This is a genomic window from Dolichospermum lemmermannii CS-548 (genome assembly GCF_028330815.1).
In the GTDB taxonomy this organism is placed as follows: Bacteria; Cyanobacteriota; Cyanobacteriia; order Cyanobacteriales; family Nostocaceae; genus Dolichospermum; species Dolichospermum lemmermannii.
Map to the genome: position 1 here is coordinate 1 of NZ_JAQMTJ010000071.1, position 23,024 is coordinate 23,024.

The following is a 23,024-nucleotide window of genomic DNA, read 5'->3' on the forward strand; positions in this document are numbered from 1 at the left end:
CAGCAAAAAAAAATCAAAAGTAAGCGCAATTGCAATACCTGTCGTACTGGTAGTTGCCTTGAGCGTCTAGGAGGATAATTGACTATCCTTTTTAAGCAAGTCTTAAAGAATCTGCGTGTCTTTAGACCGCAGAGTGTCAATAAAAAGCACTGCTTCCACTTATCTGTTTCATAGTCGGGGCAGTGCTAATGCTATGAGATTATTAGATTAGCGATTGAATTTAAGTTCCCACAGCACCAGAGTAAATTAAACCTCGCTGCATATCCAAAGTCAAAATCGCCCCATCCTTAATTACCTGTGTCGCTTCCTTGACACCCACAATCACAGGCACACCAAGACGTAAACCAATAACAGCGGCGTGACTTGTGAGACTTTCTTCCTCAGTAATAATCCCCCCGGCTTTGCGAATTGCTTCTACGTAATCAACACCAGTGCGGGATGCCACCAAAATATCACCAGGGTTGAAATTACTGGCATCCATAGCATTATGAACTACCCTAGCGCGGCCACTTACAGAACCTTGTCCTAGACCAATTCCCTGACCGAGTACGGCAGTGACTATTTCTACTTTAATCAAGTCCGTTGACCCAGAAACGCCCTGAAGTGTACCAGCAGTCATGACCACCAAATCACCTTCAGTTAAGAGGTTTTTTTCCTGGGCAACATTAATAGCCGCTTGGAACGTCTGACCCGTAGAAGGTAATTCTAGCACCAACAGCGGTCTTACTCCCCATACCATCTGTAACTGTCGCGCCACATTGACATGAGGTGTAATGGCTAAAATTGGGGTTTTGGGACGGAACTTAGAAACGTTGCGGGCTGTAGCCCCGGTTTGTGTCAAAGTCATAATTGCCGCCGCGCCCAAATTCTCCGCAATTTGACCAACGGCTTGGCTAATCGCATTGGGAATAGAACGCCTTTTATCTCGTGACAGACGGGAGTTGGTGTTCAGGGTTTCTTCTTGTTCAATGCGTTCAGCAATTCTGGCCATAGTAGCTACAGCTTCCACTGGAAAACTACCAACAGCGGTTTCATTGGAAAGCATGACCGCGTCCGTACCGTCTAAAATCGCGTTGGCGACATCAGATACTTCCGCACGGGTGGGACGGGGGTTGCTGACCATGCTATCGAGCATTTGGGTGGCGGTAATGATGGGAATTCCCAAACGGTTGGCTGTAGCAATCAGCCGCTTTTGCAGTACGGGTACATCTTCGGCAGGTAATTCTACCCCTAAGTCACCTCTGGCAACCATTACGCCGTCACACAAAGACAGAATTGCTTCCATTTGTTCGATAGCTTCGTGCTTTTCGATTTTGGCAACCACAGGCACATTTTTGCCGGTGCTAGAAATTAGTTCTTTAATTTCGATAATATCCTGGGGATTGCGGACAAAGGACAGGGCTACCCAATCAACACCTTGGTCTAAACCGAACATTAGATCCTCTCGGTCTTTGTCGGTCATGGCTTTGATGGATAAGTAAACTCCCGGAAAGTTAACACCTTTGTTGTTGGAAAGTTTACCAGGAACTGTTACCCGACAATGTAAATCACCTTTTTCGTGGTTAATTTCCTCCACTACCATTTCGACTTTGCCATCATCGAGGAGGATATTTGAACCAACGGGAACTTCATCTGCTAAGTAATCGTAGGTAACGCAGCTTATTTGCCGTGTTCCTTCAATGAGGCGATTTGTTAACGTGAAGCGATCGCCTTTTGCTAAAATTATCGAACCAGTTTCAAACCGACCCAAGCGGATTTTTGGACCTTGTAAATCTTGCAGAATTGCGACTGGTCTATTCAGTTCAAAAGCAGTTTGCCGAATTAACCGAATACTACGCTGATGGTCAGCATGAGTTCCGTGGGAGAAGTTTAGCCGCAGGGTTGTTGCACCCGCTTCGATAATCGCTTTCAGCATTTCTGGGCTGCTGGTAGCCGGTCCAATAGTAGCAACAATTTTAGTTCGGCACTGAGAATCTCTTAATTTCGTCATGGGCTGGGTTCAAGATTTTTGGGATTTACCTGGGAATTAATCGTAATGTTTCGTTATACCATTTGAGATTTAAGATTTTGGATCATGAAAGACTGTCTATATTCAGTTGTTCATTTTTCCATCTATCGCCATCATTTTGCAAACAGTATAGATTAAACTGACTCTCTTTTTCAGTCACTACTATATCAATGTTATAAGCAGTTAGAGAGCTAATTATGGTATAGTTTTGATATCGTACACTAATCTGATCGGCAACCTTCCTCTCAGAAAGTTTTTTGTCTCAAAGCACTGCTTTAGCCAAGAATCATAGCCTCATTTATGGATTCTTCAACAGGACTGTGGATAAATCTTGCTTTACACAACTTTACTCTTAACTAACATTAATAGTATTGGTAAACTTCACTGATTTTATAAACAGACATTACCAAATATAGATAAATGTATTAAGATTATTGGTAAACTTCTGGTAATTTTATAGCCAAATTTTATCATTCATGGTAAATTGCCCATAAAATAAAACTATATTCTCAAGAGTCGAAGACATCTGAGTGTTGGGTGCAAGTCCTTTTGGGGTGCGAAGTCGGTAAACAATCCGAATCTATAGGAACTAAAAAGTAAATCACATCAGATCGAGATAATCAATCAGAGAATAAAAAACAATAAAAGCAATCCCTAATGATGAAAGCTGATGGGATAAAGGGGATTGTAGTTTCCCCAGTAAAGGTAAAACTTTCAAAGTAAAAAATATTTGTCTATATTTTTTACAACTATGATCCGTAAAGATTGATTATTAAAGGAGTTAAGAATGCTCACGTCGGAGGCACAGAAGCCACTGACAATTCCCCCCAAAGAACTTTTATCACCTCCTGGTGATTTTAACCCGACGCTATTGATGTTTTTAGTCGTAGTGATGATGTTGGTTTTGTCTAACTTTGGGTATTGGCTTTGGGAATGGCCGCATTGGTTGTGTTTTAGTGTCAATACTCTAGCACTACATTGTTCAGGAACGGTGATTCATGATGCTTGTCACCAGTCAGCCCATCGCCATCGAATTGTTAACGCTATCTTAGGGCATTGTAGCGCCTTAATCCTAGTTTTTGCTTTTCCAGTATTTACACGAGTACATTTACAGCATCATGGTAATGTCAATCACCCCAAAGATGACCCAGATCATTATGTTTCTACGGGTGGTCCCCTGTGGTTAATTGCGGTGAGATTTTTGTACCATGAGGTATTTTTCTTCCAAAGACGGTTATGGCGTAATTATGAACTACTAGAATGGTTTATTAGTCGCTTAATTGTCATTACTATTGTTTATATTTCTGTCCAATATCATTTTTTGGGCTATATTCTTAACTTTTGGTTTATTCCCGCTTTTTTGATTGGAATAACTTTGGGGTTCTTTTTTGATTATTTACCGCACCGTCCCTTTGTGGAACGCAGTCGCTGGAAAAATGCCCGTGTCTATCCTGGTAAGGTTCTCAATATCCTGATTTTGGGACAGAATTACCATTTAATTCATCATCTGTGGCCTTCGATTCCTTGGTATAATTACCAGCCAGCTTATTATTTGATGAAGCCGTTATTGGATGAAAAGGGTAGTCCGCAAACTTCGGGGTTATTGCAGAAGAAGGACTTTTTTGAGTTTGTCTATGATGTTTTCATAGGTATTCATTTTCATCATTGATTTGTTTAAAATAGAGACGTTTTCTAGAACGTCTCTACAAAGTGTAAAGCTTTCCTTCTGCTGCGTTACAAACTGTCGGTTTTAACGCTCTCTAACACACTCTACAAAGCTAGTGTGGAAAACAACAACCAACAATTTCTTTTAGTCTGCGTTTTAAGTCGCTAGAAATAGCTAAACCATCAATTTCTCTACACAGCTTTTCTCTAGACTCTTGTTTGCGACGCTCATTATAAACTGCAATAAGTATTGCTTCTATACCATATTTACCTAGAGCATCAGAAACCAATGCTGCTATTCCCAGTAAACCAATACCACCTAACATACCAAATGGACCACCAAGTGTTGCTAAAGCTGTTGTGATAGCAGCAGCCCCTACAAGACCAGTAGTAGCCATTGTAACTACAAGTAACACACCAGGCAAGCCTAAAGCAGCAACTTTTCTAACTACTTCATCCATTATTTTTTATATACTTACTAGAATGCTTTCTGATTTATTTTACAGCACTTTCCGGTGTTATGAGGTACATATCCAGCGGGCAAGATGCCCGCACTACAAGAGTTTCATAATTCAAGTTTGTACCTCATTAGAGCGAAATCTGCTGTATCAAATATCCGTCCCTAAACTCTGCACGTAAATCACCTCAATATTGCTACCAAAATCCAATTTATCTAAGGATTCTGTAACCAAGGATCGCCCGATTTTGTATTTAAGACAACAACAGTGAGTATAATGTATTAACTATTGGCTTAGTAACATACAGTAATTATACGTAATAATATGATTTAATCAACCCAAAAACCAGGTCAGAAAACCCAACCAGCATTGTTGGGTTATTTTACTTCAATGCTTGCCTATGCTGCATTACAAACTGTTGCTTCTGGAAGTGCATCACCCGCAGCTTCATAAGCAATAATCAGAGAGTCTAAGGCTTCTATTCCATTCGTTACTGCTAACTCGTATGTATCCCCATGAGTGCGCCATTTTTGTCCTGGAAAGTCAGGGAATCCTACTAAAAAGCAATTATCTTCCTCAGACCACTGGATAATCATTTGGTACTTGAGTTTATTCATCTTCTTTCTTATCCACTATTGACTCAATTGCCTGTTTTACTTCTTTTTCTTGATAGCGTTTAGCATCTGCTCCGTCTTTGCCTGAAATCGTGACCTTTCCATAATATAAGTCATGTATCCAGTTCGTATGACTTCCTTTTCCTGGTAGTTCGGTAAAACCAGCCTGGACAAGTATTTGTTTAAGTTCTCTAATCTTTTTTGGCATCTTTTTTCAAAATTAGTCTTATATATGCCAATCTAGTCAGATATTGAAAGACAACCAACTTTTTCCAGTTAAATAGTTATTTTCAATATTTTACCTTGTCAATTGTAACTTCAAATATCCGTCCCTAAACTCTGGGCGTAAATCACTTCAATATTGCTACCAAATTCCAATTTATCTAAGGATTCTGTGAAAAACACAAAACCCTTATACGCCGTCACATACTTATATATTTTCGTAAAATAACCTTCACTGGTGACAATGACAAGCGGCTCTTCACCCTTGGTGAGAATATCCAAAAAAGCGTCTAACTTTACACATACACCAGTACCCCGATGAGTGAAAATACTCCCACCAATAGCAGCAGGTTGAGCAGCCGCGTCACCACTGTAATAGCTCATGAATGCGCTAACTTTTAATTATGTTATTGACCTGCTAATTTTAAACTTTCGTCTCCATGACGTGCTGTGAAGTTTGTAACGTTTGGGGTAAACTCCAATCAGGACGCAATTTAGCCGCTTGACGTAAATAAACGTGGTGAATTGGCGTAGAAGTTGGTAAATTAGCGTGAATGAGAAAGCGAATGCAGCGCGGTAAACTGCCTTCAACGTGCATTTGTTGGACATCTAACATAGCTACACTATCCCACAAAGGACGACTGCGAGCGATCGCTGCTGGGAAAATAGCATCTAAATCTTTTGTTACTGAAAAAGTCACACTAATCATATCGTCCGGTTGGAGTTGATTTCTTTGCTCCAATTCATCTAATAATTCTGTCACTGAATCTCGAATTGCTTCGACGCTGTTTTCTGCAACGGTTGTTGCACCCCGAATTGCTCGCATTTGCCATTCCACTTCTAAAATCCTCCTTTTGTCAGTTGTCAGTTGTTGGTTGTCAGTTGTTAGTTGTTAGTAGGGGCGAAGCATTTGGAAGATAAATTATCGGTCATTGCCAAAAATAGTTCTCCAAATGCTTCGCCCGTACAGTTGTCAGTTGTCAGTTGTCAGTTGTCAGTTGTTTCCTACTTCTAATGACTAATGACTAATGACCAATGACAACTTTACTATGGACGATATAACCACATAGGTAAACCACTTGTAGAAACTTCAAATTCTAGCCAATTGATTCCCGCACCAATAACCGATTTAGCTTGACGACTTCCCGGTAAAACACGACTCAAAAATGGTTTCCGTTCTTCTAGCGTATAGCAAAGAGTTTTATCAGGATCAAGTCCTACTAATTCTGCTGTCCACCGTCGTGCATCTTCTTCTGTTCCTAAGCGGTCGACAACGCCCAACGCTAAGGCTTGCTGTCCGGTAAAAATCCTGCCGTCAGCAAAGCTTTTTACCTTTTCTACAGTTAGTGAACGAGCTTCTGCTACCGTTTCCACAAATTGTTGATAGCTACAATCAATCAAGTCTTGCAGAATAGTTTCTTCTGGTTCTGTTAGTTGCCGATCAAAAGCTAATATATCTTTGTAGGGTCCTGACTTAATGACCTTAAAAGAAACGCCAATTTTTTCCAGCAGCACTTCTAGGTTGTTTCCTCGCAAAATCACCCCAATACTGCCTGTAATCGTGCCTGGATTCGCCATGATATGTTCTGCCCCCATACCAATATAAACGCCTCCAGAGGCAGAAATATTGCCAAAACTGGCGACAATTTTGGTTTTTTTAGCTAATCTCTTCAGGGCGCTGTAGATTTCTTGGGAGTCTCCCACTGTACCCCCAGGACTATCAATGCGTAGCAGTAAAGCGGGAAATTTACTTTCTTCTACGGTTTTCAAGGCTTCTAGGACGTGCCTACGGGTTGCACCAGCGATGGCACCGCTAACTTCAATCCGCGCAATTTGTTTCCGAAAGTTGGGCTTAAATGGCCAAATCATGGGCAATCAAATAACTTTTTAATCTTTGTGAATATCTTTAATATAGAACGCCTAGGGTGAAGCTAACGGGCTTTACCTTTAATCCGATTGGGAATTAGGGCTTGGGAAGGGGACAGGGAGTAACAATTTTTTATTTTGAATTGTTTTGTCCTCTCCTGGCTATGAATAAAAGTTAGCAGCTAGATCATTATTGAAAAGCTTTAGGAAATTTTTAGATTTGATGTGTAGTTTTATTTGGTATGTTTAAGGAGCAAAAGACAAGTATTGAAAAATATTTGCTTTTACTAAATATAGACATCTGAAAATATTGTGTCGTACCACTGCACTACACAAGCATTTGGGAAAATAAGGACATTAAAAAACAGAATTTTCCAGCCCAAGGCCAATAGCTTTTAGAAAAATTAGCTAAAATTCACGACTGGTTAAGATTACTTGTTTTTGATTGTGTAAATCATCAACACTGATTTGATGCGTTATTAACTTTTAAGAGTCAGTGCGGAGAATTTGATAGCGGTAATAAACATAGATATCAAATAACGCCCCGACAAAGCCACAAGTCAGACCAATTGTCAAGAGACCGTTAAAGGAACTACCACTGCCGAAAGTGGCGAGAAAATGCAGAATTTGGATAGAAACATCGGAAATTATCCCTTGTAGCCCAGGGACATAGCCAAAAAGGCATAAAACCACCAACAAACCCCCAATGAAGAAGACAGGGACAAGAAAACTAAAAATGGTGGTGAGGATGAGAGAGCGAAAAAAGTTACTAAAAATAGTCATAAGATCTCGCGGTAAGTGGGAAACTTGAGAGATAGCCGAAAATTTATCCGCCACTCTCTACAATACTGGCGATCGCTCCCAAACATTTATTTCGTCAAGAATCTTAAGTTTTCATTAAATTGTACTGGTAATAGTTACTCCAGGTGCATTGAGTATTTTTGATGTTTCAAATCTGTAAAACCATGAAATAATCAGGGTTTGTATCTCAGTGTGGAGTTTACTAGAAGTAAAAACACTGTAAAAACTCGCTCAATTTTATGAGACTAGTCGTAAACTAAGTTAATAATTTGCATATTAGTAATGTTAATTCCATTCCCCACTACCAGTGACCAATGGCTAAATCCAGTTTAGAAACATGGAGTCAGCGATTGCTGGCCGCGATATTTTTAGGTGGACAAGTCTTATTTCACCTAATCCAAGGTAAAATTCACCGCCGGAACACCCTAGAACAATTGGCGATAGTTGGACCCGACTCCTTCTTTATTGCCCTATTAACAGCCATATTCGTGGGTGCAGTATTTACAATTCAGGTAGCAAGGGAGTTCATCAATTTTGGGGCAGGAAACCTCGTTGGTGGCGTGTTAGCAGTAGCATTGACGAGAGAACTTACCCCCGTATTAACAGCAGTAGTTTTAGCTGGAAGGGTAGGTTCGGCTTTTGCGGCAGAAATCGGCACAATGAAAGTCACAGAACAAATAGATGCTCTGTTAATGTTAAAAACAGATCCTATTGATTATCTAGTCATTCCCCGGCTTCTGGCTTGCTTCATCATGCTGCCGATTTTAACTTTGTTATCCTTAATTACAGGAATGTCTGGGGGAATGCTTATAGCCACTCATATTTACAACCTTTCAGATACAGTATTTCTAGACTCAGCGCGTGACTTTCTCGATATCTGGGATATTGGCAGTGCTATGATTAAAGCCGCTTGCTTTGGTGTATTAATCGCCATCATCGGTTGTAGTTGGGGCTTAACCACTACTGGAGGTGCTAAAGGTGTGGGACAATCAACAACAACTGCTGTTGTCACTGCCTTATTAGTTATATTCATTAGCAACTTCTTTCTGTCTTGGGTCATGTTTCAGGGGCCGGGTAGTGGATTAGTAAAATGATTTAGAGGCAAGATAGAGTCGTTAAGAATTACGAATTATGTAAGTAGGAGAAAAGATTTTGACCAGTTCATTGACACCTAACACCATATCAACAGTAGAACTAAAGCCAAGTTACAATATTCCTGTTGTCTTAGTCTTGGGCGCTATTCCCGTACTATTAGTACAACCTTGGTTGGGAGGAATATTGACGTTATTGGGTTTGTTTTTGATGTTGCAAGCTGTAACACTACGCTTTCAATTTACCGCTACCGATTTTGATCTTTATAGAGGAGAAAAGTTAATTAAGCGTTTTCCTTACCAAGAATGGCAAAATTGGCGAATATTCTGGAATCGAGTTCCCATTTTGTTCTATTTTAAAGAAGTGAATAGTATTCACTTTTTGCCAATTTTATTTGACCCCAAAACCTTAAAATCTTGTTTAGAAGAACGTTGTCCACGCATTGATTAGATTTTGTTGTTTCGCGCAGAGTCGCAAAGGAGCAAAGGCGCAAAGGGAAGAGTTTTGATAGTGCGGTGTCAGCCATAAATTAAAGTAAGAGAATTTCATAGCTGAATTCAGTAAGTCTGAAAATTTATATTGTTGTTTATGAACCCAGAAGAATCTCAAACTCCAGAAACCATAAATGAGTGGTTGGAACAAATAGAAGTGCAACCTCCTACAGATGAAATACTAGAAAAACCATCTGCTGATTTAGAATTAGAAGCTGAAGCATCTGGTGAATTGGTAACGTCATTAACCACAGAAACAACAGCATTAGAATCGGCAGATTCACTATATACACAACCAGCGCAAAAAGTAATCCAGTTGCAGCATAGGTCAGCAGACTTAAAAGCAGAAATTACTCAATTGGAAATTACTTATGAAACCCTTCAGAAGCAAGTAAGTGTAACCCAAATCGCACTTTCACAAGTTGTCCAAGAGTCATTATCGCAGTTAGAACAACGCAAACAAACTTTACAAATTTCTGTAGAACAACTCGAACGTCGTCAAGAACGCATTCGCAATGAAATGCGGACTACTTTTGCGGGGACTTCTCAAGATATAGCAATTCGGGTACAAGGTTTTAAGGACTATCTCACAGGCAGTTTACAGGATTTGGCATCAGCGGCGGAACAAATGCAACTGGTACAACCTGTCCGAGAACGGGAAAAACCACCACAGGGAGAAGCAAAACCTGTTAAAGAACAATTAGAAGCCCCACAACTTGGACAACAGCAGTTTCAGGATACTACTAAAAAAATCCGCCGCTTGCTTGACCAATATCGTAACCAGCCAGATTATTATGGACCACCCTGGCAGTTACGCCGGACTTTTGAACCAATTCACGCCGAAAAACTATCAAATTGGTTATTTACCTTAGGTGGACGGGGTGCTTTGCGGACAATGGGTAGCCGCTTACAGAATATTTTAATTGCTTCGTCGGCAGTTTCTATATTACATCAACTATATGGGGACAGGGTGCGAACTCTGATTTTAGCAAATACTCCAGAACGTTTAGGCGAATGGCGACGCGGTTTACAAGATTGTTTAGGTATTGGTCGTCCTGATTTTGGCCCCGACAGAGGAGTGGTATTATTTGAAGCACCGACAGCTTTAGCCCAAAAAGCCGAGAGATTAGTTACAGCCAATCAAATGCCTTTTATTATCATTGATGATTCTGAGGAACAAATTAGTTTAGCTTTACTGCAATTCCCTCTCTGGTTAGCTTTTGCCCCTGACCCAAAAACTATGAAAGATCGGAATTTTGACGATGATTTTTAATTAGTCATTGGTGATTGGTGATTGGTGATTGGTGATTGGTGATTGGTGATTGGTGATTGGTGATTGGTGATTGGTGATTGGTGATTGGCAAAACAACTAACAACTAACAACTGTACGGGCGAAGCATTTGGAGAACTATTTTTGGCAATGACCGATAATTTATCTTCCAAATGCTTCGCCCCTACTGACAACTGACAACTAACAACTGACAAATTTATGTTTCTTTGGTTAAGTTTGTGTGGAGTGGTGATTTTATTAGCTTACCTTTTTGGTTCTTTTCCAACTGGATATCTGGCAGGTAAGCTATTAAAAGGAATTGATATTCGGGAAGTTGGTTCTGGTTCAACTGGTGCAACTAATGTTCTGAGAACTTTGGGAAAAATTCCCGGGGCATTTGTATTATTAATTGATGCTTTGAAAGGAGGATTAGCAATAAATTTAGGTTACGCTTTATTTAGTATTGCTACTACTCAAAACTTAATTCCACCAATTGTAAATATCGAAATTTGGCAACCTTATTTAGTCACTTTAGCTGGTTTAGCTGCCCTTTTAGGACATAGTAAATCAATCTTTCTCGGCTTTACTGGTGGTAAATCTGTGGCTAGTGGTGTGGGAATTTTGTTAGCTATTAGTTGGCAGGTAGGATTATCAACATTAGGGGTTTTTGCGGTAGTAATTGCCATTTCGAGAATTGTGTCTTTAAGTTCTATTGCTGGGGCTGTAGCGGTTTCTATTTTAATGGTAATTTTTCATCAACCTTTAGCCTACATTCTTCTTGGTTTTGCTGGCGGCTTATATGTAATTATCCGTCACCGCACCAATATTGAGCGATTAATTGCGGGTACAGAACCAAAAATTGGACAAAAGGCAGAAACGCCAACAGAACAAACCACTTATTGACTTTTTCAGCCCTGTCCCTACTTTGAAGCGTAGTTTTAACTGTCTCCTGTTTTTTCAATGGTTTCAATCACGGCTAAACCTATACTTGAAACGGCGATTAGCATGATAGCTGACGCGAGAAAGGCACTGACAAGCATCTGAAGAGCTTGGTCAAAAAAAATATAGGTGGTCATTTGTTCACCTTCTGAACTTTATACAGCTACTGGTACTATCTAATTTTTCTTCACAGCCAGGTGACTGAATTCCTTGTAATCGGATCTTAACAAAACTTTAGCTCTTTCATGGCATGATGACAAAATTTTATTACTAAAAATTTGATAACTTTTAACTATATTCGGTTAAGTACAATACTGAAAAACACCGAAAGTAAAAATTGGATCTACTTTGATAGCAGTATTGTTGTAATTTTGATTGTTCTAATAATTACTTAGCTTTTGGTGCTAACTATGGAACTCCTCCAATTCAAGATATCTACACACCGTCTGTTATTACAGCCTATATCAATGGAATATAAGGCAGATATTTTTAGAGAATTTACTCAGGAAGTTGCGACTTATTTATCTTCAAAACCATCGGAAAAAATTCAGGATACTGAAATTTTCATTCATCAATCTTTACTAAAAATGGAAAAAAGAGAAGAGTTAGTAATTGTGATTTTAAAGAAAGATTCTCAAGAGTTTTTAGGATGTAGTGGGATACATAAAATTAATAGTAAATACCCCCGATATGGAATTTGGCTGAAAAAATCAGCATATAAACAAGGTTACGCCACGGAAACAATTGCAGCCCTGAAATTATGGGCTGAAGAAAACTTAGATTATGAATATCTTAGATATGATTTGGATAAAGCAAATACCGCCAGCCGTAGGGTTGCGGAAAAAATGGGAGGTAAAATTGGTAGAGAGTATGATCTGATTAACGAGAGTGGTAAAGTCTTAAATCTAGTGGAATATAAAATTAGTAAAAAACAAAATTCTGAATTTTACTAACTAAAAAATACTAACATATACAAGGTTTAATAGTAGCAATTACAGATTCAGCCAGACTTGGTAAATCATAACCACCTTCTAAACCAAACATAATTTTTTTGGTTATACCTAAACAGTATTCTGTAAATAAACCAAAATCTTCTGGTTGCAAATTTACACTCGCTAAAGGATCATTAGTATTAGCATCATAACCAGCACTAATAATCAGTAAATCTGGCGAAAAATTAGTTAAAAAGGGTAAGATTTTTCTTTCCCACAATGGTTGATAGACGGTAATATCGCTACCAGGGGGAACAGGTAAATTTAAGACATTATTATGTGAACCTTGTTGAGAAGCTTTCCCTGTACCGGGATAAGCTGGATACTGGTGAAGAGAAACATAAGCAATTTCTGAGTGAGTTTCTACTATTGCTTCCGTCCCATTTCCGTGATGTACGTCCCAATCTAGGATAGCAACGCGCTGAATTTTAGGCTGTTGCAAAGCGTAAAAAGCTGCAATTGCAGCATTAGAAAATAAACAAAATCCCATTCCTGTATCACTTACCGCATGATGCCCAGGCGGACGCGCTAATACAAAAGCTTTGTTTGCTGTATCAAGAACTGTATCTACTCCATCTAACCAAGCACTAACTGCCAATAATGCTACATCATAACTGCGGGGAGAAATGGGAGTATCTCCGTCTAAATAACCACCACCGTCAGCAGCGATATCTTTAACTTTGTTAATATAGGTTGTAGAATGAACATTTTCTATCCAAGACATTAAAGATGGTTTTGATGTTACGGGTGTAGGTATTTTCCATGTGATTTCTTCGGCAAAATTTGCAGCTTTTAAAGCATTGACTATTGCTGTCAACCGTTCAGGTTTTTCTGGGTGGTAGATTCCCGTTTTGTGATCTAAAAATTCGTCAGAATAAATAACTTGTAACATACATTTCTATATCCAGAATCCGCAATGTAAGATAGGTGAAAGTCAAGAAACTGATTAAAATGATATATTACACCAATAGGTGAAGTATAGATCCTATAGATCACCGACTTCTTCAAGAAGTCGGTGATCTGGGGGATAATTATAAGAGGTGATATAGGACTAATATTTGATTTTTGAAAAAGCTCCGTACATCTGAAGCGTGGGAAAATCAAAGGTAGTGTGTCGGATAAACCATTCAAACATCCATTTTAAATGAGAAAATGTTGGTATCAACGCACAAAAACGTCGAACCATGTTTTGGCTTGTAACCAAATATCCTTGGTAATTGGTAATTGGTAATTCAATTTTTAACTTTTAATTTTTAATTTTTAATTCATTTCTGCTGACGGTACTGAAAATAACTGTTTTTTCAAGTTGTTCATGATAGGAATAGATCAACCGCTTCACTGCAAGTGAAAACCCTAAAAATGAACACAAATATAGATAATCTTAACTCGGTTCGTAAACCTAAAATTTTCAACCAATCAATGAGTTTTGTTGAAGGTTGGTATTGGGTATTACCTTCTCAATCTTTGCAGATAGGTGAAATTAAAGCTGTGACAATTTTTGGGAAGGATTTAGTCGTATATCGTGGTAAAGATAGACGTGCAGTTATTTTAGATGCTTACTGTCCTCACATGGGTACGAGTTTAGCTGAAGGTAAAATTGAAGGGAATGAATTACGCTGTGTTTTACATCGGTGGAAATTTGATGCAGAAGGTATTTGTGTTGGTATTCCTAATGTAGATGAACCTGTATCTCTTAAAGCTAAAACTTGGCCAGCAGCAGAACAATATGGAATGATTTGGGTTTGGACAGGGGAAACTCCCCAGCAACCTTTACCTTTTGTTTTAGATTGGGAAAACCAAGATTTTGATTTTTCTCTCGGTTCGCAATTTAGTATTGATTGTCATCCCAATGTGTTACTTCTTCAGGGTATTGATACTCAACAAATTAATTTAGTTAATAAATTACCATTAAAAATGGTTTTGGAGAAACAAGAACTCAATCAAAATGCGATTATTTTTAGCACGATTACAAATATTAATGGAAAGTCATTTTGGCTAAATCTCTACCGGCGGTTTTTTAATAATTCTTTTAATTACAGTGTTTGCTATTGGTATGGGACAACAAGTATAGTTTCCTTTACTAATGACTCTACCCAGCTACATATAATATTTACAACTCGGTTATTACCAGGGGGAAAAACAGCAGGTCAAACCCTATTTATGTGCAAAAAACGTCAAGGTATTTTAGGAAAGTTAATTAATAAATTGATATTAAAGATAGGGGAAAAAATTAGCGATCGCTTACTCAAAACTAATGATAAAATTTTAGAAACCATGCAGTTTGATTTAAAAACTCCCCTCAAAGCAGATTTATCAATTATACAATTTATTAACCATTTAGAACGACAAAAACCCCTGACATGGGAAAGTTGGCTATTAGTGCGGTCACGGGAACGGGAAGAAGAAGTGCGTGAAGAGAGAGAAAAACGTGAAAAATGGCGAGATGAATTAGTTAATGACTGAAAAATCTAGATTTTGACAATAAAAATGAAGTGGACTGGCCACTTCATCAATTCCCAGGTAGAACCTAATCATAAGTATAACGACCAAAAAATTTCAAAATCGTATAAATACATACTAATTTTGTGTTTAGCTGTTATTTAGTGGTTACACTTTGGGGAATGAGAATATTTTTCAGCAATTTAGGGATTTGAGAGGGACTATCAGCGACAGGAATTTTTGCAGATTTAAAAGCAGCCAATTTACTTTCTGCTGTACCAAAATTCGCAGAACGTCCAATTACACTGGCTAAAGTCCCTGTTTCTTGCCAACTTTGTGTCGTTGGTGCGTGTCTACCAGCAATATAGGCAATTACAGGTTTATCAATTGCTTCTGTAATATATTGTGCTGCTGCTTCTTCGCTTTCTCCACCAGGTTGTCCGATTAAAACAATTGCTTCTGTGGTCTCATCTTCATCAAGAATTTGCAACCATTGCAGGAATGAAGAACCAACAATCGCATCACTACCAATACTAACACCAATTGATTGCCCCAAACCCGCTTTTGTTAATTCCCAAGCGACTTCATAGGTAAGTGTACTGCTACGGCTAACAATTCCCACAGAACCAGGGATATAAAATTCGCGTTCGTGAGTCCCCAGGAGAATTTTCCCAGGAACGATAATTCCTGGACTATTGGGGCCAATAATTAAAGTCTCACCAGCTTCTGTTTTGCGAAGGAGTTGTACCATATCCAGCGGTGGGACTCCAGCGGTGGTAATGATGATTTGGGGGATGTTAGAGGCGATCGCTTCTAATGCTGCATCTAAAACCTGATCAGGTTGAACACAAATGATTGTGGTGTCAATCTGTCCAAATTTGGCCACAACCTCCTCTACCAAATCAAACACTGGTAGATTATATATTTGTTTTCCACCATACCCAGGATTGACACCAGCTACTAAATTTGTGCCATAAGCCTGCATTTGAGCAATATGAGTTGCTGAGATAAATTCACAAAATCCCTGAATTAAAACTTTACTTTCTGTTGTTAAATTCATAGTTTGTTAGTTGTCAGTTGTTCGTTGTTCGTTGTTAGTAGGGGCGAAGCATTTGGAAGATAAATTATCGGTCATTGCCAAAAATAGTTCTCCAAATGCTTCGCCCGTACAGTTGTTAGTAGGGGCGAAGCATTAGGAAGATAAATTATCGGTCATTGCCAAAAATAGTTCTCCAAATGCTTCGCCCGTACAGTTGTTCGTTGTAATTGGTAAAAATCTTGCTTTTTACCTATTCCCTTTTTTCTGCACAGATAACTTAGCTAAACGAACTGCTTCCTTAACTGCTTCATCTAAATTTTCTACAACTATCAGCGATTGATTAGAGGTTTGTAGTGGAACTAAATTTTCTCTAACATGATTAAATTCAGAACCTGCCAAACGGAGGACTAAATAGGGTAAATTTAATGGTTGCTGATTTTTATTTCCATTGGAAGATGACATTTGAGATGTAATTTCAATTCTGTCCAAATGGAGGAATTCGGTAATAATTTCGGGGAGTTGGTCAACTTGAGGAATAGTCCCCAAAAAGTTGACTAAAATAACTTGACTGTTCACATCACTGGCCAAACTTGTTAAACTGCTAATCAGGCGATCGCCAAAAGTTGTCAGTTTAGTATCACTCATAAAAGAATGGCGCAAATTGACACATTTACCAGGTTTACCATGAGCATTAACAACCTCATCCAAAGTTGTTAATACAGAACCTTTCCCATTACCTAATATACAAATCTTACCTGGCATTTCTATCCCATCCCAGCTACTCAACAAGCCGCTCCCTTTTTTATTACCATGAAGAAGACCAACCAGTTTCGTAGCCATTTCAGCTATTTCAGGATGACGATTAATAGCTTGTTTATTCACCCTAACCTTGCCATTGAGCGCCATCACTTGACCAGCAGAGTTCACACCCAGAGGATGAATCTCCACCAAATCCAAATCCTTTTGCACAAATAACTGGTACAACTTCTCGACAATATCGCTCACAGTTTGCATCAACTCACCCTGCAAACCCATTTTCAAAGCCAGTCGTCTGGCATAAAATGGTGAAAATTCCTGTTCTACCACCACGTGCTGAATTTTTTCCCCCGCTGTCTCCCAGTCAATATTGGCTTCTGTGCAACCCAATAAAACGGGACGACACAGCGCAGTATCTAAAACTACAGCTAGATAAAATTCCTCCTGGGCATCATACTTCGATTCTGCCAGTAAAACCTCCGGCAATTGTCCCCAAATTGGTAAATTAAATATATTCTGTGCAGCAGCGATCGCATCAATCGTAGTTTCTACAATCCTAACTCCACCAGCTTTTTCCCTTTCCCCTGCTTGTACCTGAGACTTTAGAACAATCGGATAACGAATCTTTAACCGTTTTAAATCTGTGGGATGGTCTATTCTTTGAGATGGTAAGACCGGAATCCCGATTTTACCAAACCATTCTTTAACTTGATACTCCAATAAATCCATTGAGACACACCTTGTATTGACAAGTCTAACGCGCTTTCTTAGATGCTATCTGATATTTTGCCCAATACCGAAAATTATAGAATTTGGTTTTGCTTAACTGAAAATTTATTTTGTAATTGGATTGTCTAATTGATAATCTAGCTGTATAAAAAAATAGAAGTCTAAATTATCACCCTTGACTGTATTCTTCGTGACAAATGTAACCTTCTGCTAGAAACTGATTCTATTGGATGTAAAACTAGTAGTTTGTCAAGATAAAAATGATGGACTGTAGTGTGAGCGTCTCGCTCACGCGGGCAAGACTTGTACTGAGCAAGCGAAGCCCTGAGCAAGCGAAGCCCTGAGCCTGCGATGCCCTGAGCCTGCGATGCCCTGAGCCTGTCGAAGGGTCGAAGGGTCGAAGGGTCGAAGGGTCGAAGGGTCGAAGTATGCCCGCACTACCAAAAACCCGTCAAAATGTCTTTGACAGACTACTAGTACACTGCGGCGTAAGTAAGATAACCATTAAAAAATCCCTAAAAAGCTTATACAATCTGCTTTTTTAATTTTTAATTGTTAATTTTTAATTCCGCCCTGCGGTACTAGTCTCTAATCCTAAATTCCCAGTCCCCTTGATAATCAAAACTATATAGAAAGAGTGGCAGTAACGCTTTATGGAAGCAACAGTTCAACAACAATATCTACAAGTTTTAAGCGATATCTTGCAGGAAAGATTAGTGGCTCAACTGCTTGATAGTCAGGATTTCCAGGTCAAATGCGCCATCAGAAATGATGAATTGATGATTTTAACTCAACATCCTGCTGATGTGTTAGTTGACATACAGCAAGTTTTTGAGGTGTTAGAACAAGCACTGCAATGGCAATTCAACTACCAAACTCAACGGGTACAATTTTTCTTGAGAATTGCCGGTGAAAAGCGTCCCTATGCTCAATATTTCCTAGATTTTCAAATTCCCAGTATAGATTCAGAACAAGAAACTGAGGATGAATTTCCAAGTCCTACAGTAGACAGAGAAAGAGAAACAGTGAAAATAGAAAATGAGAGAGACAGTCTCTTTATTTCTGCTGATCTTCAAACACCATCATCTCCAATTACAGAAACCGAAGACGAACCCATTATTGATTCATTTCTTCCCAGTTCCAAAGAATCTTTCTCAGATTATTTACTACCAGATTCACATCTATCTCTGGATGAAAACGAAGTCGAGAAAATTGAAGACATTGAAGAAAAGTTTCCTCCTTTTGCGAATATCGCAGACAAACCCAGAAACAGACAATTATCACTATCACTTCCCCCCGTACCAATAATGATTGGTACGGCTGTAGTTATCGCCCTCCTTGCCAGTAGTGGTGCTTTCGTTCTCCATCGTGGTTGTGTAATTTTTGAATGTAAAGAATTACAAACAGCACAGCAATTTAAAAGTGAGTATCAGCAGCAGATCAAACGGACAAAATCACAAAAAGACTTATTAACAATGCAACAACAACTAGATAAAGTAGTTGCAGATTTGCAAGAAATTCCTGAGTGGTCTCCCCGTTATCAAGACTCTCAGGTATTGGTTAATAGTTTTTCTGAACAGTCAACAAAAATCAACCAGGTGCTAAAAGCCTTACAAATAGGATCTTCAGCCCAGAAAAAAACTCAAACTCCTCCTCAGAGTTTAGATGAGTTACGCAATAGACAAAAGTTGTGGAGAGAGGCAATTACCTCATTAGAGATAATTAAGCCAAGTCATGAACTCTATGGATTAGTAACAGCTAATTTATCAAATTATCAAAATACTCTAAAAACTGTTAATGATCAGTTGCTTAAAGAGGAAACATGGGTACAAAAAATTGCCAATGCCAAAACTTTAGGAGAAAACGCTACTAAACGCCAAGCCACTGCTAAATCTGCATCCGAATGGCAAAAGGTAGAATCTGATTTCCAGACAGCAATTAATACCTTAAAGATTATCCCTATAGATAGTTTGGAAACTGAGAATGCCCGCAAGCTATTAGCAGAATACCAACCAAAAATTATTGTAGCCCGCGATCGCGCCAAAAAAGAACAATTAGCAGCCACATCCTATCAACAAGCTATAAAAGCCGCTAATCAAGCTAAAGCCTATAGTAATCAAAATCAATGGCAAGGAGCAGTCAAATCCTGGGAACAGGCTTTAGAAGCTGCTAAACAAGTGAGTCAAGATAGTTTCTATTTCAATCAAGCTGAACCCCTGATTGAAACCTATACAGCATCTCTAAAACAGGCACAAGAACAATTCCAACTCTATAGTGATTTAACTCAAACTCGCGCTGAACTCAATCGCACTTGTACCAATACCATTAAGATTTGTACTTTTACTATCAAGAATCATAAAATTAGTGTCCGCTTAACTCCTGAATATGACCGATTATTTCAAGCCAATAATCCACAAATACAAAGTCATTTCCAAAGCTTGAAATATGCTCTCACAGCCATTAGTCAAAATGCTCAACTTCCTGTATTTATCTATAATGCCCAAGGACAGGAAAGGGATATGCGGTAACCACAGTAGGGGACTGGGTAATTTTTACAAGAAAGACCTACGGTATACACACATCCTGACCCAGAGATGTTATCATGAGATTGATAAGGAAGAACTATCTTGCAATAATAAAACGACAAGATCCCCGACTTCTTAAAGAAGTCGGGGATCTGATTGATTCAAAATCATGGGTTTTACGTTAAGTTGACACCATTAAGCATTGCTAAACCCCTACCGGGAGAATCAAATAATTAAGCCGTGTTGAGTATAAATTTTCAATTGCATATATGTCACTTGCGTGACTCTAAGTGTGTGTCACAAAAAGATTATTTATAACTTAAAGATCACGGTTGTGTTTATAAATAACACATCTTACCATCATATACATATTTAACCTGTTTGGATAAGAATTTGTGAAGGTTTACCACTGCTCAACAGTGTCCAGTACCTCCTAGCCAGGGAATTAATTCCCTGTCTAATAGCTCAATTCGGTTAAAACCGACTATTTTGGCGGTATTTGTTCTAGAAATAGGATAATTTTTGATTTCGATGTCATCCTTGAGCCAGGGAATTAATTCCCTGTCTAATAGCTCAAGTCGGTTAAAACCGACTATTTTAGCGGTATTTGTTTAAGAAATAGGATAATTTTTGATTTCGATGTCATCAGAGTACGTTTTAACGTACTTTAGCTATTAGCCTGGAACTTCAGTTCCAGGGCGGGTATGAAAGCTTAGTTACCAAGTGAAAAGGAAAAAAATATGTTAAACAACTCTTTTCTCCGTCAAACCGCGACAACTATTGTTTTTATTGATGCCTCCGTTTCCGACTATCAAACTCTACAAACAGGAATTGTAGAGGGCGTAAAATCAGTTATTATTTCCCCAAATCAAGACGGGATTGAGCAAATTAGCCAAATTTTACAACAACATCCCCACATCACCACCATTCATATCCTTTCCCACGGTTCTCCTGGATGTTTGTATTTAGGCAATAGTCAATTAAACTTAACCAATATTCACAATTACACCCAACAGTTACAACAGTGGCAACGTCAGAATATTCTACTCTATGGCTGTAACGTCGCTGCCGGGGACGCTGGGGCAGAATTTATTCACAAATTACATCAAATTACAACCGCAACCATTAGCGCGTCAGCAACAAAAACCGGCAATGCAGCATTAGGGGGAAATTGGGAATTAGAGGTGAATATTCCCGCTACAGATGAAATCAACCCAGTAAAAAACCTCTCTCCAAACCTCTCTCCTACAAGGAGAGAGGCTTTAAACATTCCCCCTTCCCTGCTAGGGAAGGGGGTTAGGGGGTTAGGTTCTGTTTTCAATGCACACACCCTCCACACCTACCAGGGAGTATTTGCACCCACATTAGTGGGCAATTATGATACATCTGGCTATGCTTGGGGTGTGCAAGTAGTCGGTAACTATGCTTATGTTGCTGATGATTCTTCAGGACTACAAATCATTGATATTAGCAACCCCACAACCCCCACCCTCAAGGGCAATTATAATACATCTGGCTATGCTAGAAATGTGCAAGTTGTGGGTAACTACGCTTATGTAGCTGATGGTAATTCAGGACTACAAATCATAGACATAAGCAACCCCACTACCCCCACCCTCAAGGGCAATTATAATACTTCTGGCTCTGCTACAGGTGTGCAAATAGTTGGTAACTATGCTTATGTTGCTGATCAATTTTCAGGACTACAAATAATAGACATTAGCAACCCCACTACCCCCACCCTCAAGGGCAATTATGATATGGATGGCTATGCTTATGCTTATGGTGTGCAAGTAGTCGGTAACTATGCTTATGTAGGTGATGCTCATTTAGGACTACAAGTAATAGACATTAGCAACCCCACTACCCCCACCCTCAAGGGCAATTATGATATGGATGGTGGCTTTGCTTTAGGTGTGCAAGTAGTCGCTAACTATGCTTACGTAGCTAATTGGGTGTCAGGACTAAAAATTATAGACGTGAGTGAGTTTGCTAACCAAGCACCTACTAATCTCACACTCTCCACCAGCACAATTGCGGAAAACCAAATTATTGGTACAGTGATTGGTAATCTCACCACCACAGACCCAGATGCTAATAACACCTTTACCTATAGCTTAGTTACAGGAACAGGTGACACAAATAACAGTTTATTTACCATTAGCGCAAATCAATTAAAAACCAACTCTGTCTTTGACTTTGAAACCAAAAACAGTTATAGCATTAGAGTCAAAACCACAGACCAAGGGGGGTTAAGTTATGAAAAACAATTAGCTATTAATATTAGCAATTTACCTGAATATATTGCGATTGAATCAGTAGGTAATACTAAACTAGTCAAAGACGAATCCAACAACTACTTTACCCAAATTGGAACAAATACCCCAGTCGCTATCAAAAACGGTGGACAACAAATCTCCCAAGATATCTACGGTTCAGGATGGCAAACGATAGCCACAGAAACAGTTAATGGCGATAATCAAGTTCTGTGGAAAAATATTCCTGGAAACTATCTGCATATTTGGCATTTAGATAGTAACTGGAATTGGGTTTCTTCTGAGGGAAATTGGGGATTGAATTCGGCGGAAGCTTTAACTCAAGAAACTAAATTTGGTATAGATGCTAATGGTGATGGTGTTATTGGCAATCCTTACACCGCAATTGAATCAGCAGGTAATACCAAATTAGTCAAAGATTCAACAAACAAATACTTTACCCAAATCGGAACAAATACCCCAATCGCTATCAAAAATGGTGGACAACAAATCTCCCAAAATATCTACGGTTCAGGATGGCAAACTCTAGCCGCAGAAACCGTCAGTGTAGTTAATCAAGTAGCAGAAACCGTCAGTGGAGTTAATCAAGTTCTTTGGAAAAATGTGGCTGGAAACTTCCTACATATCTGGCATTTAGATAGCAACTGGAATTGGGTTTCTTCTGAGGGAAATTGGGGATTGAATTCGGCGGAAACTTTAACTCAAGAAACTGTTTTTGGTATAGATGCTAATGGTGATGGCAAAATTGGCTATGCAATTATAGAATCAGCAGGTAATACCACCTTTCTGAAAGATGCAGCCAATAAATACTTTACCCAAACCGGAACAAATACCCCAATTGC

At 38.9% G+C, this 23,024-nt stretch carries 23 protein-coding genes and 1 pseudogene; 10 read left to right on the forward strand and 14 right to left on the reverse strand.

Annotation, left to right across the window (positions count from 1 at the left end; genetic code table 11):
- Positions 1-220: 220 nt before the first annotated feature.
- Positions 221-1,990 (reverse strand): pyruvate kinase, encoded by a 1,770-nt coding sequence (pyk, locus tag PN450_RS04495; protein WP_271835540.1) that lies wholly within the window; start codon positions 1,988-1,990, stop codon positions 221-223.
- Positions 1,991-2,795: 805 nt separating this feature from the next.
- Here pyk and crtR point away from each other — a divergent pair.
- Positions 2,796-3,677 carry a beta-carotene hydroxylase gene (gene crtR / locus PN450_RS04500; protein WP_271835541.1) on the forward strand — a complete coding sequence of 294 codons (882 nt, stop codon included), beginning with the start codon at positions 2,796-2,798 and terminating at the stop codon, positions 3,675-3,677.
- Positions 3,678-3,786: 109 nt separating this feature from the next.
- Here the strand turns inward: crtR and PN450_RS04505 are convergent, their stop codons facing one another.
- From PN450_RS04505 to aroH, 5 genes are all read right to left on the reverse strand, one after another.
- Positions 3,787-4,134, reverse strand: a complete 348-nt coding sequence (locus PN450_RS04505) for a hypothetical protein (RefSeq protein ID WP_148763189.1) — start codon at positions 4,132-4,134, stop codon at positions 3,787-3,789.
- Between the two features lie 395 nt (positions 4,135-4,529).
- On the reverse strand, positions 4,530-4,748 hold the full coding sequence (locus PN450_RS04510) for a type II toxin-antitoxin system HicB family antitoxin (RefSeq protein WP_148763187.1): 219 nt from the start codon (positions 4,746-4,748) through the stop codon (positions 4,530-4,532).
- Positions 4,741-4,953 carry a type II toxin-antitoxin system HicA family toxin gene (locus tag PN450_RS04515; RefSeq protein ID WP_271835542.1) on the reverse strand — a complete coding sequence of 71 codons (213 nt, stop codon included), beginning with the start codon at positions 4,951-4,953 and terminating at the stop codon, positions 4,741-4,743. The genes PN450_RS04510 and PN450_RS04515 overlap by 8 nt, the downstream gene beginning before the upstream one ends.
- Positions 4,954-5,063: 110 nt before the next feature.
- Positions 5,064-5,351: a hypothetical protein gene (locus PN450_RS04520; RefSeq protein WP_148763183.1), complete on the reverse strand. Its 288-nt coding sequence runs from the start codon at positions 5,349-5,351 to the stop codon at positions 5,064-5,066.
- A 40-nt stretch (positions 5,352-5,391) separates the two neighbouring features.
- Positions 5,392-5,805, reverse strand: coding sequence for a chorismate mutase (aroH, locus tag PN450_RS04525; RefSeq protein ID WP_148763182.1), 414 nt, complete (start codon positions 5,803-5,805; stop codon positions 5,392-5,394).
- 51 nt (positions 5,806-5,856) lie between these two features.
- Between aroH and PN450_RS04530 the strand changes: the two genes are divergently transcribed.
- Positions 5,857-5,982 (forward strand): hypothetical protein, encoded by a 126-nt coding sequence (locus tag PN450_RS04530; RefSeq protein ID WP_256370348.1) that lies wholly within the window; start codon positions 5,857-5,859, stop codon positions 5,980-5,982.
- Positions 5,983-6,014: 32 nt separating this feature from the next.
- Here PN450_RS04530 and sppA read toward each other — a convergent pair whose 3' ends face one another.
- Complete coding sequence (sppA, locus tag PN450_RS04535) at positions 6,015-6,836, reverse strand: signal peptide peptidase SppA (RefSeq protein ID WP_148763180.1); 822 nt, start codon at positions 6,834-6,836, stop codon at positions 6,015-6,017.
- Positions 6,837-7,319: 483 nt separating this feature from the next.
- Positions 7,320-7,616 carry a hypothetical protein gene (locus PN450_RS04540; RefSeq protein ID WP_015078876.1) on the reverse strand — a complete coding sequence of 99 codons (297 nt, stop codon included), beginning with the start codon at positions 7,614-7,616 and terminating at the stop codon, positions 7,320-7,322.
- A 332-nt stretch (positions 7,617-7,948) separates the two neighbouring features.
- On the opposite strand from PN450_RS04540, the gene PN450_RS04545 reads away from it, so the two are divergent.
- The 3 genes from PN450_RS04545 (at position 7,949) to PN450_RS04555 (ending at position 10,490) form a co-directional block, all read left to right on the forward strand.
- Positions 7,949-8,728: an MlaE family lipid ABC transporter permease subunit gene (locus PN450_RS04545; protein WP_015078875.1), complete on the forward strand. Its 780-nt coding sequence runs from the start codon at positions 7,949-7,951 to the stop codon at positions 8,726-8,728.
- 58 nt (positions 8,729-8,786) lie between these two features.
- Positions 8,787-9,176 carry a DUF3119 family protein gene (locus PN450_RS04550; RefSeq protein WP_015078874.1) on the forward strand — a complete coding sequence of 130 codons (390 nt, stop codon included), beginning with the start codon at positions 8,787-8,789 and terminating at the stop codon, positions 9,174-9,176.
- A 138-nt stretch (positions 9,177-9,314) separates the two neighbouring features.
- On the forward strand, positions 9,315-10,490 hold the full coding sequence (locus PN450_RS04555) for a DUF3086 domain-containing protein (protein ID WP_148763178.1): 1,176 nt from the start codon (positions 9,315-9,317) through the stop codon (positions 10,488-10,490).
- Here PN450_RS04555 and PN450_RS04560 read toward each other — a convergent pair.
- Positions 10,487-10,681 carry a hypothetical protein gene (locus PN450_RS04560; protein WP_271835544.1) on the reverse strand — a complete coding sequence of 65 codons (195 nt, stop codon included), beginning with the start codon at positions 10,679-10,681 and terminating at the stop codon, positions 10,487-10,489. The two genes, PN450_RS04555 and PN450_RS04560, sit on opposite strands and share 4 nt — an antisense overlap.
- Positions 10,682-10,706: 25 nt before the next feature.
- On the opposite strand from PN450_RS04560, the gene plsY reads away from it, so the two are divergent.
- Complete coding sequence (gene plsY, locus PN450_RS04565) at positions 10,707-11,390, forward strand: glycerol-3-phosphate 1-O-acyltransferase PlsY (RefSeq protein WP_148763175.1); 684 nt, start codon at positions 10,707-10,709, stop codon at positions 11,388-11,390.
- 35 nt (positions 11,391-11,425) lie between these two features.
- Here plsY and PN450_RS04570 read toward each other — a convergent pair whose 3' ends face one another.
- Entirely contained in the window at positions 11,426-11,563 is a 138-nt protein-coding gene (locus PN450_RS04570; protein WP_015078871.1) for a hypothetical protein, read from the reverse strand.
- Positions 11,564-11,836: 273 nt separating this feature from the next.
- Between PN450_RS04570 and PN450_RS04575 the strand changes: the two genes are divergently transcribed.
- The gene (locus PN450_RS04575) at positions 11,837-12,379 is read left to right on the forward strand and encodes a GNAT family N-acetyltransferase (RefSeq protein WP_271835545.1); all 543 of its coding nucleotides are present in this window, start codon (positions 11,837-11,839) and stop codon (positions 12,377-12,379) included.
- 10 nt (positions 12,380-12,389) lie between these two features.
- Here the strand turns inward: PN450_RS04575 and PN450_RS04580 are convergent, their stop codons facing one another.
- Positions 12,390-13,310, reverse strand: coding sequence for a histone deacetylase family protein (locus tag PN450_RS04580; protein WP_271835546.1), 921 nt, complete (start codon positions 13,308-13,310; stop codon positions 12,390-12,392).
- 159 nt (positions 13,311-13,469) lie between these two features.
- Positions 13,470-13,645: pseudogene (locus PN450_RS04585) on the reverse strand (IS630 family transposase); the annotation flags it as partial.
- Positions 13,646-13,777: 132 nt separating this feature from the next.
- On the opposite strand from PN450_RS04585, the gene PN450_RS04590 reads away from it, so the two are divergent.
- The gene (locus PN450_RS04590) at positions 13,778-14,881 is read left to right on the forward strand and encodes an aromatic ring-hydroxylating oxygenase subunit alpha (RefSeq protein WP_271835548.1); all 1,104 of its coding nucleotides are present in this window, start codon (positions 13,778-13,780) and stop codon (positions 14,879-14,881) included.
- A gap of 133 nt (positions 14,882-15,014) precedes the next feature.
- Here PN450_RS04590 and PN450_RS04595 read toward each other — a convergent pair whose 3' ends face one another.
- Both PN450_RS04595 and PN450_RS04600 read right to left on the reverse strand, forming a co-directional pair.
- Positions 15,015-15,917, reverse strand: coding sequence for a succinate--CoA ligase subunit alpha (locus PN450_RS04595; RefSeq protein WP_271835549.1), 903 nt, complete (start codon positions 15,915-15,917; stop codon positions 15,015-15,017).
- A 225-nt stretch (positions 15,918-16,142) separates the two neighbouring features.
- On the reverse strand, positions 16,143-17,381 hold the full coding sequence (locus tag PN450_RS04600; RefSeq protein WP_271835550.1) for an ATP-grasp domain-containing protein: 1,239 nt from the start codon (positions 17,379-17,381) through the stop codon (positions 16,143-16,145).
- Positions 17,382-18,034: 653 nt separating this feature from the next.
- On the opposite strand from PN450_RS04600, the gene PN450_RS04605 reads away from it, so the two are divergent.
- Both PN450_RS04605 and PN450_RS04610 read left to right on the forward strand, forming a co-directional pair.
- Positions 18,035-19,909, forward strand: coding sequence for a hypothetical protein (locus tag PN450_RS04605; protein ID WP_271835551.1), 1,875 nt, complete (start codon positions 18,035-18,037; stop codon positions 19,907-19,909).
- Between the two features lie 737 nt (positions 19,910-20,646).
- The coding region (locus tag PN450_RS04610; protein WP_271835552.1) for a DUF4347 domain-containing protein at positions 20,647-23,024 on the forward strand (2,378 nt) is incomplete at its 3' end.